The 15,350-nt window shown below is 70.9% G+C and carries 13 protein-coding genes; 7 read left to right on the top strand and 6 right to left on the bottom strand.

The window, feature by feature from the left end:
• Positions 1-16: 16 nt before the first annotated feature.
• From ACIBVN_RS39880 to ACIBVN_RS39860, 5 genes are all read right to left on the bottom strand, one after another.
• On the bottom strand, positions 17-1,792 hold the full coding sequence (locus tag ACIBVN_RS39880) for a sigma factor-like helix-turn-helix DNA-binding protein (protein ID WP_397145477.1): 1,776 nt from the start codon (positions 1,790-1,792) through the stop codon (positions 17-19).
• A 119-nt stretch (positions 1,793-1,911) separates the two neighbouring features.
• Entirely contained in the window at positions 1,912-3,729 is a 1,818-nt protein-coding gene (locus ACIBVN_RS39875; RefSeq protein ID WP_397145476.1) for a UvrD-helicase domain-containing protein, read from the bottom strand.
• A 4-nt stretch (positions 3,730-3,733) separates the two neighbouring features.
• Complete coding sequence (locus tag ACIBVN_RS39870) at positions 3,734-6,313, bottom strand: hypothetical protein (protein WP_397145475.1); 2,580 nt, start codon at positions 6,311-6,313, stop codon at positions 3,734-3,736.
• 110 nt (positions 6,314-6,423) lie between these two features.
• A complete protein-coding gene (locus ACIBVN_RS39865) occupies positions 6,424-7,200 on the bottom strand; it encodes a class I SAM-dependent methyltransferase (protein ID WP_397145474.1) in 777 nt (258 codons plus the stop codon).
• 102 nt (positions 7,201-7,302) lie between these two features.
• Positions 7,303-8,376 carry an ABC transporter substrate-binding protein gene (locus tag ACIBVN_RS39860; RefSeq protein ID WP_397145473.1) on the bottom strand — a complete coding sequence of 358 codons (1,074 nt, stop codon included), beginning with the start codon at positions 8,374-8,376 and terminating at the stop codon, positions 7,303-7,305.
• A 354-nt stretch (positions 8,377-8,730) separates the two neighbouring features.
• On the opposite strand from ACIBVN_RS39860, the gene fdxA reads away from it, so the two are divergent.
• The 3 genes from fdxA (at position 8,731) to ACIBVN_RS39845 (ending at position 10,975) form a co-directional block, all read left to right on the top strand.
• Entirely contained in the window at positions 8,731-9,057 is a 327-nt protein-coding gene (fdxA, locus tag ACIBVN_RS39855; protein ID WP_080047500.1) for a ferredoxin, read from the top strand.
• A gap of 98 nt (positions 9,058-9,155) precedes the next feature.
• Entirely contained in the window at positions 9,156-10,226 is a 1,071-nt protein-coding gene (gene dapC / locus ACIBVN_RS39850; RefSeq protein WP_397145472.1) for a succinyldiaminopimelate transaminase, read from the top strand.
• Between the two features lie 92 nt (positions 10,227-10,318).
• Entirely contained in the window at positions 10,319-10,975 is a 657-nt protein-coding gene (locus tag ACIBVN_RS39845; RefSeq protein WP_397145471.1) for a DUF4178 domain-containing protein, read from the top strand.
• A gap of 16 nt (positions 10,976-10,991) precedes the next feature.
• Here the strand turns inward: ACIBVN_RS39845 and ACIBVN_RS39840 are convergent, their stop codons facing one another.
• Positions 10,992-11,810: a hypothetical protein gene (locus tag ACIBVN_RS39840; protein WP_397145470.1), complete on the bottom strand. Its 819-nt coding sequence runs from the start codon at positions 11,808-11,810 to the stop codon at positions 10,992-10,994.
• Between the two features lie 37 nt (positions 11,811-11,847).
• Between ACIBVN_RS39840 and ACIBVN_RS39835 the strand changes: the two genes are divergently transcribed.
• From ACIBVN_RS39835 to ACIBVN_RS39820, 4 genes are all read left to right on the top strand, one after another.
• A complete protein-coding gene (locus ACIBVN_RS39835) occupies positions 11,848-12,681 on the top strand; it encodes a 2,3,4,5-tetrahydropyridine-2,6-dicarboxylate N-succinyltransferase (RefSeq protein ID WP_397145469.1) in 834 nt (277 codons plus the stop codon).
• Positions 12,681-13,736 (top strand): succinyl-diaminopimelate desuccinylase, encoded by a 1,056-nt coding sequence (dapE, locus tag ACIBVN_RS39830; protein WP_397145468.1) that lies wholly within the window; start codon positions 12,681-12,683, stop codon positions 13,734-13,736. Before ACIBVN_RS39835 ends, dapE begins: the two co-directional genes overlap by 1 nt.
• Before the next feature lie 198 nt (positions 13,737-13,934).
• Positions 13,935-14,732 (top strand): TIGR00730 family Rossman fold protein, encoded by a 798-nt coding sequence (locus ACIBVN_RS39825; protein WP_397145467.1) that lies wholly within the window; start codon positions 13,935-13,937, stop codon positions 14,730-14,732.
• Between the two features lie 11 nt (positions 14,733-14,743).
• Positions 14,744-15,328, top strand: coding sequence for a TIGR00730 family Rossman fold protein (locus ACIBVN_RS39820; protein WP_397145466.1), 585 nt, complete (start codon positions 14,744-14,746; stop codon positions 15,326-15,328).
• The last annotated feature ends 22 nt before the right edge of the window (positions 15,329-15,350 follow it).

Raw genomic sequence — 15,350 nt, 5'->3', positions numbered from 1 at the left:
ACCGCCGACGAAGAGCTCAACCGCCCAGGAAGCCGAGGATGTCCCGGTCGCCGCGCTCGCGCAGCCTGGCGAGCACCTCCTCGCGCGTGGCCGTGTCGGGCATCCCGATCCTCGCCCCGATCAGCCGCAACCCCTCCATCTCCGAGCTGATGGGAGCGGTGTAGCCGATGAGGTAGAGAGCCCGGTTCACCGGCGGCATCCCGACCGGCGCGGCAGGCAGGTAGCGGGTCAGCAGCTCGCCGCCGTCCGACACGGTCATGAACACGTGGTCGCCCTCGCTCGCCTTGAAGTCGGCCAGCACGTTGCGGATCGACCCCATGGTCGGCTGGTTGTGCCAGCTGATCACCACGTCCCCGGACGGGGTCGAGGCGGTGAGCTGCCCGCCGGGCGCCATTCCCAGGTACGCCGCGAAGCCGGTGGGCAGCGGCGAACCGGACCCGCGCAGGTGCTCGGCGTTGACGTCCACCCGGTGCCACCAGCGGCCGTCGCGGGAGCGGAAGCTGCGCCGCGTCTCCGACACGTCCTTACGCGGCTGGTACGGCTCCGCTTCCCCGCTCGGCGAGGTGCCCGCCACCCTGATCCAGCCCCGCTGGGTGCGCTCGAACCCGGGACCGCCCGAGTACGCCCGCACCGAGCTCTCGCTGACTTCGTACTTCGAGGTCAGGTTCGTCACGATCGTGCTCACCGAGGCCTCGCCGCCCGCCCGCTCGATCTCCCTGGCGATCATCTCCCTGATCCCCAGGTACTCGTCGCCGCCCCACCGCGTCAGGCCGTACTTGTTCCTGTCGACCCGGCGGAAGCGCTCGTCGGCGGTGAGCTGGTTGCGGATGCCGACCAGGCTGTAGTCCTCGCCGATGCGCTCCTGGATCTCCTCGGGAGACAGCGGCGTGCCCGCCACCGCCAGCACCGCCTCGGCCTTCTCGTTGATGCTGCGCGGCCACGGCACCACGTGCTGGCCGAGCACGCGCAGCTGCGGCACGGCCAGGATCCACCGCTCGGCCACGTCCTCGCGCACGCCGAGCTGGGCGACCATGGCCACCGCCTCGCCGAGCGGCCGCGGCCCGTCGGCGAACAGCTGCCGCGTCTTCTCCCTCAACTCGTCCGCGCCGCCCGCCACGAGCCACCCGTCGGCCTGCTCGTAACCGGTCAGCAGCGTACGTACGAACCGCCACGCCGGGATCCCCAGCGAGCGCAGCTCGGCGCGGTGCCACGGCACGGCGACCTGGAGATCGTCGGCCGGGACCGCGGACCCGAGCCGCCCACGCAGCCAGGTGACGTGCGCCATCAAAGCGGCGGCGTCCGGCTTGTTGAGCCAGGCGTCCACGTGATCGCGCAGGTCGCGCTCGATCTGCCTGATCCGCTCCCGCGTCACCGAGAAGCGCTGCGCCAGTTCGTCGAGCGTGGCCCGCTGCGCCGCGTAGAGCCGGTCGCGGGCGATGGCCCGCTGCCGGTCGTCAAACGCGCCGAAGAGGTCGTCGATCAACTCGGGCAGCGGCCTGTCCGCCCTGGACGGCGCGGGCACCGCCTCGGGCGCGGGTTCGAGCAGCCGCTCGAACACGCCGCTGAAGAGCTTCTGCACGACGTCCTTGCCGAGCATCTCCGGCGTCCGCTCGGACTCGGCGGGGTCGGAGAAGCGCAGCAACGGAAGGATGTCGCCGATCATCAGATGACCCCAGCAGGCCACGGCGAGGTCGGCCAGGTGGCCGGCCACGGTCTGCGTCCCGACGATGGCGCACGCGCGATCGAGAGGGATCGCCTGCCACCAGGCCTCGGGCAGCTGTGGCTCCTCCACGATCGGCGCGATTTGACCAGGGGGGGTCCATCGCAGGGGTGGCGCGAGGTCGCTCAGGCTGAGGTTCATTGAGGTCCAACCGGCAATGGGAAGATATATCCGCAGTTCAGACTATGTGATTAGAGTGACAAAAACGGGCTGCCTCTTCCGGAATGGGAGATATAGAGCATCGCCCGCGCACGTGTGCAGGCGACGAACAGTATGGACCGTTCACGCTGCAGGGCACGAGCCCTCGCGTCAGGCTCTTCCGGCGGCGGCTCGGGCACCACGCCCTCCGCCACGCCGATGAGCGCCACCCGCTCGAACTCCAGCCCCTTGAGATGCTGGAACGTCGACGCCTGCACGTCCAGTCCGTCCAGCACCTGCCTGGCCTGCCGGACCAGTCGCGAGTTGCGTGCGCCCACGGCGATCTCATCCGAGGGCACGCCGTCCGCCAGCCACGACTCGACCGTGCTGCGCAGCCCGGCCAGCTCCGACTCCGGCGTGTCGTACGCCCTGACGATCGGGCGCTCGCCGTTGCGCGTCGCGCGCAAGCCGTACATATCGGTCATGCCCTTGACCAGGCCGCTGGCCGGGCCGCCGCGCATCCGCATCGCGAACGACAGGAGTTCCTCGGGCATCCGGTAGGAGAGCCTGAGCGTGTGCTGCACGGCGGGGATGCCCACCGCGCTGAGCGTCACCCGCGTGTCGGTGACCCGCTGGTGCGGATCGCCGACCACGAACAGGTCATCGGGCGCCCGCGGCACAGCCGCGCGCAGCAGCCGCCACTGCGCCGGGCTGACGTCCTGCGCCTCGTCCACGACGATGTGACGGTACGGCTTGCGCCCGGGATCCACGTCGTCGAGCAGATCGCCCGTCGCCAGGGAGAGCAGCCTGAGCGCCTCGTCCGTCAGCTGGGCCAGCGTGCGCGCCCCGGGGCCGACCAGCGCCGGGCGGCGGCCCTCCGCGTCGGCCACGATGCGCAGGGCCAGGCGTTCGGCGTTGTCCACTTCGACCCGCTTGCGGATGACCTCGTCCTCGATCAGCAGGTCCAGCTTCGCCGACAGGTCCTCGGCCAGCCCCTGCGTGAACGTCACCAGCAGCACAGGGCCCGACCCGTGCGCGGCCAGATGGGCGGCCCGCTGCAGGGCGACGACCGTCTTGCCGGTGCCCGCCCCGCCCACGACCAGCACCGGGTGCTCGTACCGGCCGGCCCTGGCCAGCCGGTTCTGCGGCGGCTGCAGGAACGTGCACCATTCGGGGGCGTCGAGCGCCCGGTCCAGCTCCATCTTGTCGGTGACGAACACCGCCCTGTCGGGGCTGCGCCGCAGTGCCGCGTGCAGGTCCTCGGGGTCGATCGGGCCGGGCTCCTCGTCGGTCGCGCGCCAGGCGTCCAGCTCACGCCACGCCTCGGAGAGCGTGCCGCCCCTGGCGAGCACGGCGAGCGGGCCGTGCTGGGTGGGCGGGAGGAGCGGTTCGAGCGCGGCCACGTCGGCCTCGGTCGTGATCAGCCGGAACAGCGGCAGCGCGTGCACGTCCAGGCCGAGTCCCAGCAGGTCGCCGTCGCAGATCGGGTCGAACAGCCCGGCGGACCTGGCCGACCTGCGTAACGCCGGCTCGACGCGTTCGAGCGCCTCGGCGTCCCACTCCTCGACGACGCCGAGCACCGGGTTGACGCCGTACCTGTGGCGGCGGGCGTACGACCAGGCGTCGGGGTCGGGCAGCACCGTGCGCAGCCAGTACACGTCCCGCTGCCGCACCACCACCCCGCGGTGCCCCCCGGCGAGCCGCAGGGTCGCGACCCTCGGGTCCCGGCCGCCCCTGACCCGCTCGGGGTGCGGGGCGCCGGCCACGTTCAGCAGGAACCGGCGCAGTGCGACCACGGCGTCCCTGCGCACCGGCTGGGCCAGTGCGCTGAGCTCCCTGGGAAACTCAGGGCCGATCGCGAGCCGCGGCACCGGCTCAGTCCAGGAGTTCGAGCAGATCGCGGTCCCCGCGTTCGCGGAGCCTGGTGAGCAGGTCGGGGAGTGCGACCGGTCCGGTCATGCCGATCCTCGTGGCGATCACCCTGGCCGCCTGATCTCGGGTGCCTCCCGGAGCCGTGTAGCCGACCAGGCGTAGCGCCTTGGTGATCTTCTCGGCGCCCTGCGCGGCGACCGGGAGGTGCCTGGCCCTCAGCACGCCCTCGTCCGACAGCGTCAGGAACAGGTGGCCGCCCTCGCGCGCGCCCACGTCCACCAGGAGGCGCTCGATGGACTCGAGCACCGGTCTGCCGTGCCACGCCATGGTCAGCTCGCCGGCTGCGCTCCTGACCGTCCTGCTCTCGCCGGGCGAGAGGCCCAGGTACGACGCGAACCCCGTCGGCAGCGCGCACTCGCCCCCGGCCAGTTGCTCGGCGGTCACGTCGATGCGCAGCCACCACCGGCCGTCGGGCTGCCTGAAGCAGCGCATGGTCTGGGAGACGTCCTTGGGCGGCTGGTGCGGCTCGTGCTCCCCTGAGTTGCCGTTGGCCTCCTCCGGCGCGGGGGCGGCCGGGGCGAACGCCTGGAACTGCGGCGGGCCCGGGGGCGGGGACTGCACCTGGACCTGGCCGAACGCCGACTGCGGCTGGAGCTGGAGCTGTGGCTCCCGCCGGGGCGCGAGCGTGGCCAGCACGAACTGCCAGGCGGGGACCTCCAGGGCGCGGATCTCCACGTTGTGCCAGTCGGCCGCGCCGATGAGCTGCTCCTTGCGGACGGCCGGGCCCAGGGTTTCGCGCAGCTCGTCCAGATGCGCCCGGTACGGGGCCGCCTCTTCGCTCGCCAGCCAGTGGTCGAGGCGGGTGCGGAACTCGTCCTCGGTCGCGGAGATCTCGGCCGGGGGGACGGCGAAGAGCTTGGCCAGCTGGTCCACGGCGGAGGGCTCGTCGGTGAAGACCCGGTTCTGCGCGACGGCCCAGCTCTTGTCGTCGAGCCCGGCGAACGCGGCCTCGATGAGCTCCGGCAACCCCTGCTCCTGCCCGACCGGCTCCTGCACCGGGGCCGGCTCCGGCACCGAGGCGGACTCCTGCGCTGCGGCGGGCTCCTGCTCGGGGGTGGACTCTTGCGCTGCGGCGGGGTCGTGCGCTGGGGCAGGCTCCTGCGCGGGGGCGGGGTCCTGCCCTGCGGCGAGCTCTTGGGCTGCGGCCGGCTCCTGCTCCGGAGCCATCGCCTGGGCGGGCTCCGGCTGGGAGGCCGGTGCCTCGGAGGGCTCCGCTTCCTCGGCCGCGCTCTCGGCCTCCAGGGCCGACGCCTCCTCGGCCGCCGGCTCGGGGGCGGGCTCCTCGGCGGCGTCGAGCACGGGCTGCGGCTCGGGCTCGCGTCCTTCGTCGGAGACCGGCTCGGCGTCGGCGTCCAGCACCGACTCGGGAACCGCCGGCTCGCCTTCGCGATGCGCGGCGGCCTCTTCGCGAAGTGCGGCGGCCTCTTCGTGATGTGCGGCGGCCTCGTGGGGCTCGTCGGCCACGGGCTCGCCCTCGCCGGTCTCGCCGGTCTCGCCGGTCTCAGGCGCGCCCTCGTGGGACGCCGCGACCTCATCGTGCACAGGTCGCTCCGCCTCGACGGCGTGCTCGGCCCCGTCGCGCTCCGGGGCCGCGGCGGGCTCGGGAGCCGCGGCGGCGTGCCGGGGCTCGGCGGGCTCCGGGCTGTCGGCGGCGTGCTGGGCCGCGGCGGGCTCCGGAACCGGGGCGGCGTGCCGGGGCTCGGCTGGCTCCTGGGTCCCGGCGGTGTGCCGGACCTCGGCGGCCTCCGGGGTCCCGGCGGTGTGCTGCGCCGCCTCCTCGGCCGCGCTCGCCACGGGCTCGGGGTCGTCGATGACGGAACCGGCGGGGGAGAAGTGGGCGGCGGGCTCGGGGTCGTCGATGACCGACCCCGTGGCGGCGAACCGGACCACGGGGTCGGGCTCCTCCACCGGCTCAGGCGCGGACTCGGCCGCGACCGGCTCAGGGGCCGCCTCGTGGGCCTCGATCGGCTCAGGTGCCGCCCCGTGCGCCACGGCCGCGTGGGCCGCCTCGTCGGCGCTCTGCTCGCGCTCTTCGGCGGCGTGCGACGGCTCCACAGCCGCACGTGGCTCGGCGGCGTGCGCGCCGGCGGGCGCAGGGTGGGCCGGCTCGGCCACCTGCGGGTGCGCGAGACGTCCCAGGGCCGCCGAGAACAGTGTGTTCAGCACCGGCCGCGCCTGGATGAACGGCTGGTCCACCAGCTCCCTGCTGGTCAGCGTCAGCAGCCCGGCCCACGATCCGGCCCGGTCGAGGGCGATCGCGACGGCGGGCTCGTCGGCCTCATCAGGGTCGAGCACGTACAGCGCAGGCAGTACGTCGCCCACCGCGGCAGCGGGCCAGTGCTCCAGGGCGATCTCCGTCAGCAGCTCGCCCAACGCCTCGGGGCCGATCGCCGTGAGGACGTGCGGCATGGGCAGGCTGCGCCACCACGCGTCCGGCAGATCCGGCTGCCCCGTGAGCAGCGTGATCGTCGAGGCGTCGCTCCACCTCAACGGTGGTACGAGGTCGCTCAGGCAGAAGTTCATCCCGTTCCGTTCACCAGCCCCTCACGCCGCCGCAGCGGTGCAGCCTAATCTCGCCGCCTCGGAAAAGACCATAGTCCGGCAAAACAGCCCTACGCATCATGTACAACGCATCAACGCCGAACAGCGGCAAAGCGTAGGCGCACGTAGTCGGCCATCCAGCCAGTCTCCCTGCGGAGCGCGGGCGCGGCCAACTCGTTCACGCGATGGAGCAGGGGCTCCACGATCTCCGGCGGGAGCCCTTCGAGCACTGACGCGGCGAACATGCGCACCCAGTCGGCGGCCCCTCCGGGGCACTCGTCGAGCGGGGTCGGCCGGTCGAAGTATTCAAGCAACCGCACCACGAACCCCTCCTGCTCGAGGCGCCGGGCGTACTCGGCGGGGGTGGGGAAGTACCAGGGCAGGTCGGGTTCGCGCAGGCCGTACTCGCGCCAGGCCGTCAGCATCGCGGCGGTCAGCTCGGCGCAGTTGCCCGCCCCGCCCAGCTCGGCGACGAAGCGCCCGCCGGGCGTCAGCGCCTCGCGCACGCTGGCGATCACGGCGCTGGGGTCGCGGCTCATCCAGTGCAGCGCCGCGTTGGAGAAGACCGCGTCGTACGGGTCTACCACGGTGAAGTCGTGCCCGTCGCCGACGGCGAACGTGATCCCCGGATACTGCGCGATGGCCTTCTCGATCATCACGCGCGAGCCGTCGATGCCCAGCACGTCCGCGCCCCTGAAGGCGATCTGCGCGGTGAGCACGCCCGTGCCGCAGCCGAGGTCGAGCACGCGCTCTCCGGGCCGCGGATCCAGCAGATCGACCAGCGGCGCGCCCTGCGTCGAGACGTAGCCGAAGCTGCTGTCGTAGGCGCGACTGTTCCACCGCTCCAAGCTCGGTGTGTCATATCGCAAGACGATCAGCTCACATTCGATCAGACATCGGGCCCCCCTGGCCGTGCTGTCTGCTCACTTTAGAGCCTGAACGTCCCTACGACATATCAAGTCACATCGGACTCATCCGACACTCTTCGTCCATTCCTGCTTGAGATACGCCTTCGCCGCGTCTGCCTGCGGAATCGTCATGAGCACAGGACGGCCCGGCGCCTTGGGAAGTTTCGCGGCCTGCTCCGAGTCGAGCGTGCCCTTCATGAGCATCGCCTCGCCGCGCGCGGGGCGGGCGAAGCCCTTCTGGAGCAGGTTCTGGCCCTCGTCCGAGAACACGAACTCCTGCCAGAGGCGGGCCGCGGCCGGGTGCGGGGCCGCCTTGTTGATGGCCTGCATGTGGTAGTCGCCGAGCGGGGCGTCCCGCGGGATCGTCACCCGCCAGGCGTCGGGGTGGGCGGCGCTGCGGGCCGCGTTGAGGTGGTCCCAGGCCACGACCACGTTGGCCTTGGTCAGATCGGTGAGCCGCCCGGCCTGCTTGAGCCTGGCGAACAGCGCCACCCCCTGCTCCGGCCGCGGCGCCCCTGCCTGCATGGAGGCGGCCATCACGCCGTCGAACGCCCCCTCCGAGCGCAGCGGGTCACCGTCGAGCGCGACCCGGTACTCGGGCTTGAGCAGGTCGGCGAAGGAGGCGGGAGGCTTGACCGCGCGCGGATCGTACCCGATGGACATGTAGCCGCCGTAGGCGGCGTACCAGGCGCCGGCGGGATCCTTGACGTGGTCGGGCAGGTCCTGCCAGCCCTGCACCTTGTACCGGGCGAACCGGTCGGCTCCGGAGACGGCCACGTCCATGGTCAGGTCGAACACGTCGGGCTTGAGCTGCGCGGCGGCGTCCAGTTCGCGCTTGCTGCTCGCGCCCGGCTCCAGCTCGTTGACCTTGATCCCGTACTTGTCGGAGAACGTGTCGATGACCTCGCCGTAGTTGACCCAGTCGCGGGGCAGCCCGATCACGTTGAGCTGGCCCTCGCGCTTGGCGGCCTCGACGAGCCGGTCGATGTTGGTGAAGCCGGCCTTCATCGAGTCCGCCTGGACGTTGACCGGCGGCAGGCTCTTCGGCTGGGTCGAGCTGTGGTCTGTGGACGACGCGCCACATCCGGCGCTGGCGAGGATGGCTGCTGCGGCGGCGGCGCAGGTACGTACAGTCACAGTACGAATACTTACTGTTGCATCCGCCCAGGTCGAGGAGGCGCGGCCGGAACGACCTTGGCCGCCACCAGTGTCTCTTCAGGGATCTCCACTACCGTGCCGTCCTTTTTGCGAACTTTTAGAAGTCCGTCCTCCCACGACACGAGGATGCCCACAGCGTCGCGAAATCCCCCTGGAACGCGCCTACGGGTGGTGATCCGTGCACCTATATCCTGACTTGTGATCGCGATGACGAGGCGTGCGGCCACGACTTTGCCACCCTCCGTTTCGGCCAGCTGGCAAGCACGGCAATACTAGGGCGTAGCAAACCGCGGTCAGAGTCATGCCATGGTGCTGGAGAAGAAGGAGCTCGAGGTGACCTACGTCATCGCGCAGCCTTGCGTGGACGTCCTGGACAAGGCGTGCATCGAGGAATGCCCCGTCGATTGCATCTACGAGGGCGAGCGCATGCTTTACATCCACCCCGACGAGTGCGTGGACTGCGGCGCGTGTGAGCCTGTATGCCCCGTCGAGGCGATTTTCTATGAGGACGACCTTCCCGAGCAGTGGAAGGACTTCTACAAGGCGAACGTGGACTTCTTCGAAGACCTCGGCTCGCCGGGTGGCGCTTCGAAGGTCGGGAAGATAGACAAGGACCACCCGGTGGTGGCCGCGCTGCCGCCGCAGGGCGAGGACCACTAGCCGGTCCCGGTCTACGCCGCACGGGGAGCATCCGGGCGCGGATGCGCCCCGTTGGCGTGCGCTTTTTTAGTACGGCAACACACAAGCCCTGGAGAACCGTGAACAAGCTGCCCGACTTCCCCTGGGACCGTTTGGAGCCGTACAAGGAACGCGCGCTCGCACATCCCGACGGCATCGTCGACCTCTCGATCGGCACTCCGGTCGATCCCGTGCCGCAGATCGTTCAGGACGCCCTCGTACGGGCGGCCGACAGCCCCGGCTATCCCTTCACCCACGGCACCAAGGCGCTGCGCGAGGCCGCGGCCGGGTGGCTGCGGCGCAGGCACGGCGTCACCGTCGACCAGCAGGACGTGCTCCCGCTGATCGGCTCGAAGGAGTTCGTCGCCTGGCTGCCCACCTACCTGGGCGCCGGGCGGGTCGTCTTCCCCGAGCTGGCCTACCCCACCTACGACGTGGGCGCCCGGCTGGCCGGGGCGGTGGGCACGGCCTCCGACAGCACGCTCGCGCTCGGCCCCGAACGCGTGGACCTGCTCTGGGTCAACTCGCCGGGCAACCCCACGGGCCGGGTGCTGCCCGCCGAGCACCTGCGCAAGGTGGTGTCCTGGGCGCGCGAGCGCGGCACGGTCGTGGCCTCCGACGAGTGCTACATCGAGCTCGGCTGGGAAGAGGAGCCGGTCTCGATCCTCCATCCCGACGTCTGCGGCGGCTCCCACGAGGGGCTGCTCGCGGTCCACTCGCTCTCCAAGCGCTCCAACCTGGCCGGCTACCGCGCCGGGTTCGTGACGGGCGACCCCGTTCTGGTCAAGCGGCTGCTGGAGACGCGCAAGCACGCCGGCATGATCATGCCTCAGCCCGTGCAGGCCGCCATGACCGTCGCCTTCGGCGACGACGAGCACGCCGACCGGCAGCGCGAGCGGTACGCCGCCCGCCGCGCCCTGCTGCGGCCCGCGCTCGAGCAGGCGGGGTGGCGCATCGACCATTCGACGGCCGGACTGTACTTCTGGGCATCGAACGGGCAGAACGCCTGGGATCAGGTAGCCAAGCTCTCCGAAATCGGTATTTTGGCCGCACCGGGAGATTTCTACGGATCGGCAGGTGAGCGGCACATCCGCATCGCCGTTACGGCGACTGATGAGCGGATCGCTGCGGCGGTGCGCCGCCTCCAGTAGGATCGCCCGTCATAAGCCAGCCGTACGGGCTTGATCACATAAATCGATAAGGGCTTTTGCCGAGACAGACCGCGAGTGGAGCGAGCTGATCGATGAGCATGACCTCCATGGTCGTACTCGGGCTGAGCATCGCCACCGTCCTGCTGCTGCTCGGGGCCTTCCTGGCCACCCTGCGGCGCGACGGGAAGGGCCGCGCGAGCGCGCCGCCGGCTGAGGTCGCTCCCGTCGAGACCCCGCTACCGGCGCCGGTGAGCGCGCCCGGGCAGGCCGGCACCGACTACATCGACCCTCGCACCATCCGGGTCGGCGACCGGATCGAGGTGCACGGGTCTCCCGCACGGGTGCTCGGTGCGATGCACATCTCGTGGCAGGGACATGAGTGGACCGAATACCTCCTTCGGGACCGCGCGCGCCGCTTCCAGTGGCTGTCCGTGGAGCTGCACGCCGGTGATCCGCCGCACCTGGAGGTGAAGCTCTGGACCGACGTGCCCACGCAGGGCATGGTGCCGGCCAAGAGCATGCTGATCATGGAGGGCGTGGAGTTCTTCCCCGTCGAGCGGGGGACCGCGGCCTTCCGGAGTGAGGGCGACACGGGCCACCCTGAGCGGGGACTGCTGGACTTCGCCGACTACCGCGCCCTGGACGGGCGGCTGCTGTCGTTCGAACGCATCCAGGGTCAGTCCTGGACGGCCAGCTACGCCCAGCCCCTGGCACCCGGCTCCATCACCATCGTCCGCCGCGCCTCCTGACCCCGGCGGGCGGGCGTCAGGAGAGCTCCACCCGGGTGGCGGTGGCCTTGCCGCCCGTCTGCCAGCCCTCGAGGTTCATGTCGTTCGACCATGTCGCCCCCGCGTACCCCACGCGCCGCAGCGCGTACTTCTCGGCGTGGGCCACCGACCAGGCGGCGATCAGCCACCCGCGTTTCTTCGTGGTGATGGCCGTGCTCCCGAGCGCCCTGGCCAGCTGCTTGCGCGCCTCTTCCGCACGGGGCTGCGGCGCAGGGGTCTGCTTGCCCGGCGGGTACCAGCAGTGGACGGCCTGGGGGACACGCCCGGTGAAGGCCGCGGCGAGGATTTTGGCGTCCCCCTCGTGCTGCGCGTACGCGTAGCCGCCCGCCGAGCGCTGCACCGCCTGCGCCGCGTCCGCCAGCGCCATCTTGCGGTAGCCCTTCACCTTGACCAGTGCGGCGAAGAACTTGTTCGTGGCATAGACGGGGTCCATGAGCTGCTTCTTGGCGCCCCAACCCTGCGACTCCCGCTGCTGGAACACGCCCACCGAGTCGCGGTCGCCGTAGGCGAGGTTGTAGAGCTTCGACTCCTGCAGAGCCGTGCCGTACGCGATCACCACGGCCCGCTCGGGCAGCCGGCGGCGCGCCGCGACGGCCGCGATGGTGGCGGAGATCTGCGCCTGCTCGGGGTAGAGGTAGAGCTCGCCGTCAGGGGTGCGCACGGTGCAGTGGGCCTCGGGCACCGCCAGTGGCTTGGTCTTCTTCAGCAGGTGGAAGAGGCCCACGGAGATGCCGACGGCGAGCACGATCACGATGATCGCGATGGTGATGACTCCACGGGAGAAGCGCAGGCGCACCCTGAAAAACCTACCCGGCCGGATAAGCTCCGTGGCCATGAGTGACCTGAGCACCTCCTCGCCCATATCCGCGGTGGTGGACGAGTTGTGGGAGCGCCGTGCGGAGCTGTCGCCTGCCGATGTGGAGGCACGCCGGCTGATCGTCGGCGCGGTGGACCTGCTGGACAAGGGTGAGGCCAGGGCCGCGCGCCTGGTGGGCGGCGAGGTGGTCGTGGACGAGCGGGCCAAGCGGGCCATCCTGCTCGGCTTCAAGGTGCTCGGCATGGCGCGTTCGCAGGTGGGCGACTTCCAGCACCACGACAGGATCCCGCTCAAGAGCTCGTTCGACGGGGTGCGCGTGGTGCCGGGTGCGATCGCCCGCTGGGGCGCGTATCTGGCGCCCGGCGTGGTGCTGATGCCGTCGTTCACGAACATCGGTGCGTACGTTGACGAAGGGACCATGGTGGACACCTGGGCCACGGTCGGCTCGTGCGCTCAGATCGGGAAAAATGTGCATCTGTCGGGTGGGGTGGGCATCGGCGGCGTGCTGGAGCCGCCGAACGCGGTGCCGGTCGTGGTCGAGGACGGCGCGCTGATCGGCAGCCGGTCGATGATCGTCGAGGGCGCCCGGGTGGGTGAGGGCGCGGTCGTCGGCGCCGGCACGATCCTGTCCGCCTCGATCCCGGTGATCGACGTGCAGACCGGCGAGGAGCTGGCCCGCGGCCACATCCCCGCCTGGTCCGTGGCCGTCGGCGGCACGCGGCAGAAGGAGTTCCCCGGCGGCACGTTCGGCCTGCCGTGCGTGCTGGTGCTCAAGCGGCTGGAGCCGGGGCAGCGACACGACAAGGCGGCGCTCAACGAGGTGCTGCGCGAACACGGAGTGAACACCTGATGCTTGACCTGACGCAGGACGTACGCGCGCTGACCGCCGCGATCGTGGACATCGAGTCGGTGAGCGGCGGCGAACGGGCGCTGGCCGACGCGGTGGAGCGGGCGCTGTCCGCGCTGCCGTACCTGAAGGTGGACAGGTCGGGCGAGACGGTCGTCGCCCGCACCGAGCTGGGCCGCTCCGAGCGCGTGCTGATCGCCGGGCACCTCGACACCGTTCCCGTCGCGGACAACCTGCCGAGCCGGGTGGAGGGCGACCTGCTGTACGGGTGCGGCACGTCCGACATGAAGGCCGGCGTGGCGGTCGCGCTCAAGCTGGCGGCCACCGTGCCCGCGCCCGGCAAGGACGTCACATACGTCTTCTACGACTGCGAGGAGGTCGAGGCCGAGCGCAACGGGCTCAACCGCGTGGCCAGGGACCACCCCGACTGGCTGGCGGCCGACTTCGCGGTGCTGATGGAGCCGACCGACGGCGTGATCGAGGGCGGCTGCCAGGGCACGCTGCGCGCCGAGATCACGGTGCGGGGCAAGCGGGCACACAGCGCCAGGTCGTGGTTCGGGGTCAACGCCATCCACGGGATCGAGCCGGTGCTGGCCAGGCTGAACGCGTACGAGGCGCGGCTGCCGGTGGTCGACGGGCTCGAATACCACGAGGGGCTGAACGCGGTCGGCGTCCGGGGCGGCGTGGCCGGCAACGTCATCCCGGACTTGTGCGTGGTGACCGTCAACTACCGCTTCGCGCCCGACCTGTCGGTCGAGCAGGCGCAGGAGCATGTGCGCGAGGTGTTCGACGGGTTCGAGGTGAGCTTCGTCGACGCCGCGCCGGGGGCCAGGCCGGGGCTGACGCATCCGGTGGCGGCGGCCTTCACCGCAGCCGTCGGCGGCACGCCCCGCGCCAAGCTGGGCTGGACGGACGTCGCCCGCTTCTCCGCGCTCGGGGTGCCCGCCGTGAACTACGGTCCCGGGGATCCGAATCTGGCGCACCAACAGGGCGAGTACGTGTCGCTGTCGAAGATCGTCGAGAGCGAGCGGGCCATGCTCGACTGGCTCACAAGATGAAAGTGGCTTTCCTCGCCGGCCATTTGGCGGGGAAAGCCACTTTCAGTCCCGAGCAGCACCCTCGGCAGTTAGACGCAGGGCAGTCGAAATCCGGTTCCCTAGTTTTTCAAAGATTTTTCCGCACACTTCTTCAGGCGTCTGACCTGGGGTTTCATGCTCGTAACGCTTACCGTGCGCAAGGGGACTACCGTGGCGAGCATGAAACAGTCACGTCCTGAACGCCGTCAGGGTCAGGCGGTCGTCCGCGGTCACCTCGTCCCCAGCTCCACGCACGACCAGCGCCTGCTCGCCCGCCAGGGGCCGTCCGACTGGGTCCACATGGACCCGTGGCGGGTGCTGCGGATCCAGGCCGAGTTCGTGGAGGGGTTCGGCCAGCTCGCGGAGCTGCCTCAGGCGGTGACGGTCTTCGGCTCCGCGCGCACACCCGAGGGGACGCCCGAATACCAGATGGGCCGTGAGCTCGGCCGGGCGCTGGCCGAGGCGGGCTACGCGGTGATCACGGGCGGCGGACCGGGCGTCATGGAGTCCGCCAACCGCGGCGCGAGCGAGGTGGACGGCGCCATGTCGGTCGGGCTCGGCATCGAGCTGCCGTTCGAGCAGCGCATGAACGACTACGTCGACCTGGGCATCGAGTTCCGCTACTTCTTCGTGCGCAAGACGATGTTCGTCAAGTACTCGTGCGGCTTCATCACGCTGCCCGGCGGCTTCGGCACGCTCGACGAGCTGTTCGAGGCGCTGACCCTGGTGCAGACCCGCAAGGTCACGTCCTTCCCCGTGGTGCTGATGGGCAGCGAGTTCTGGGGCGGGCTGCTCGACTGGATCAAGGGCACCCTGCTCAGCACCGGCAAGATCGCTCCCCAGGACCTCGACCTCATCACCGTCACCGACGACGTGGACGAGGCCGTGCGCATCATCGTGGACGCCGACCTGGCCCGATCCAGGCAGCGCGAGGAGGAGCTGGAGGCCGCCGAGGCCCAGTACGCCGAGCCCCAATAGGCTTCCTCGATGTGAACATCTGCGTCTTCTGTGCCTCCAGCCTGAACATCGACGACAAGTACATCGACCTGGCCGCACACGTGGGTGCCGAGCTCGCGAAGCGGGGCCACACCCTGGTGAGCGGCGGCGCCACGGTCTCCTGCATGGGCGCCGTGACCGCGGCAGTCCGCGCGGGCGGCGGGCGCACGATAGGCGTGATCCCGCAGGTGCTGGTGGACGTCGAAGTCGCGGACGACGAGTCGGACGAGCTGATCGTCACCGCCGACATGCGCGAGCGCAAGGGGATCATGGACTCCCGCTCCGACGCGTTCCTCGTGCTGCCTGGCGGCATCGGCACCCTGGAGGAGCTCTTCGAGATCTGGACTGCGCGGGTGCTCGGCATCCACGACCGCCCGTTGGTGATCCTCGACCCCTGGGGCCTGTACGACCCGCTCAGGCAGCTGATGAACCACCTGTACGACGAGGGCTTCACCCGGGCCGCCGTCTTCGACGCGATCTCCTGGACCACCACCGTGGACGAGGCGTTCGCCCACCTCGAGTCGCGCGGGCAGCCGGTCCGGCCCAGCGTCGCCGAGCTGGGCGAAGCCGCCGGCTGACCGGCGCGCACCGCCACATCGC

This window comes from Nonomuraea sp. NPDC049400 (assembly GCF_044466425.1).
GTDB lineage: Bacteria > Actinomycetota > Actinomycetes > Streptosporangiales > Streptosporangiaceae > Nonomuraea.
This window is presented reverse-complemented; position numbering and strand designations above follow the sequence as displayed.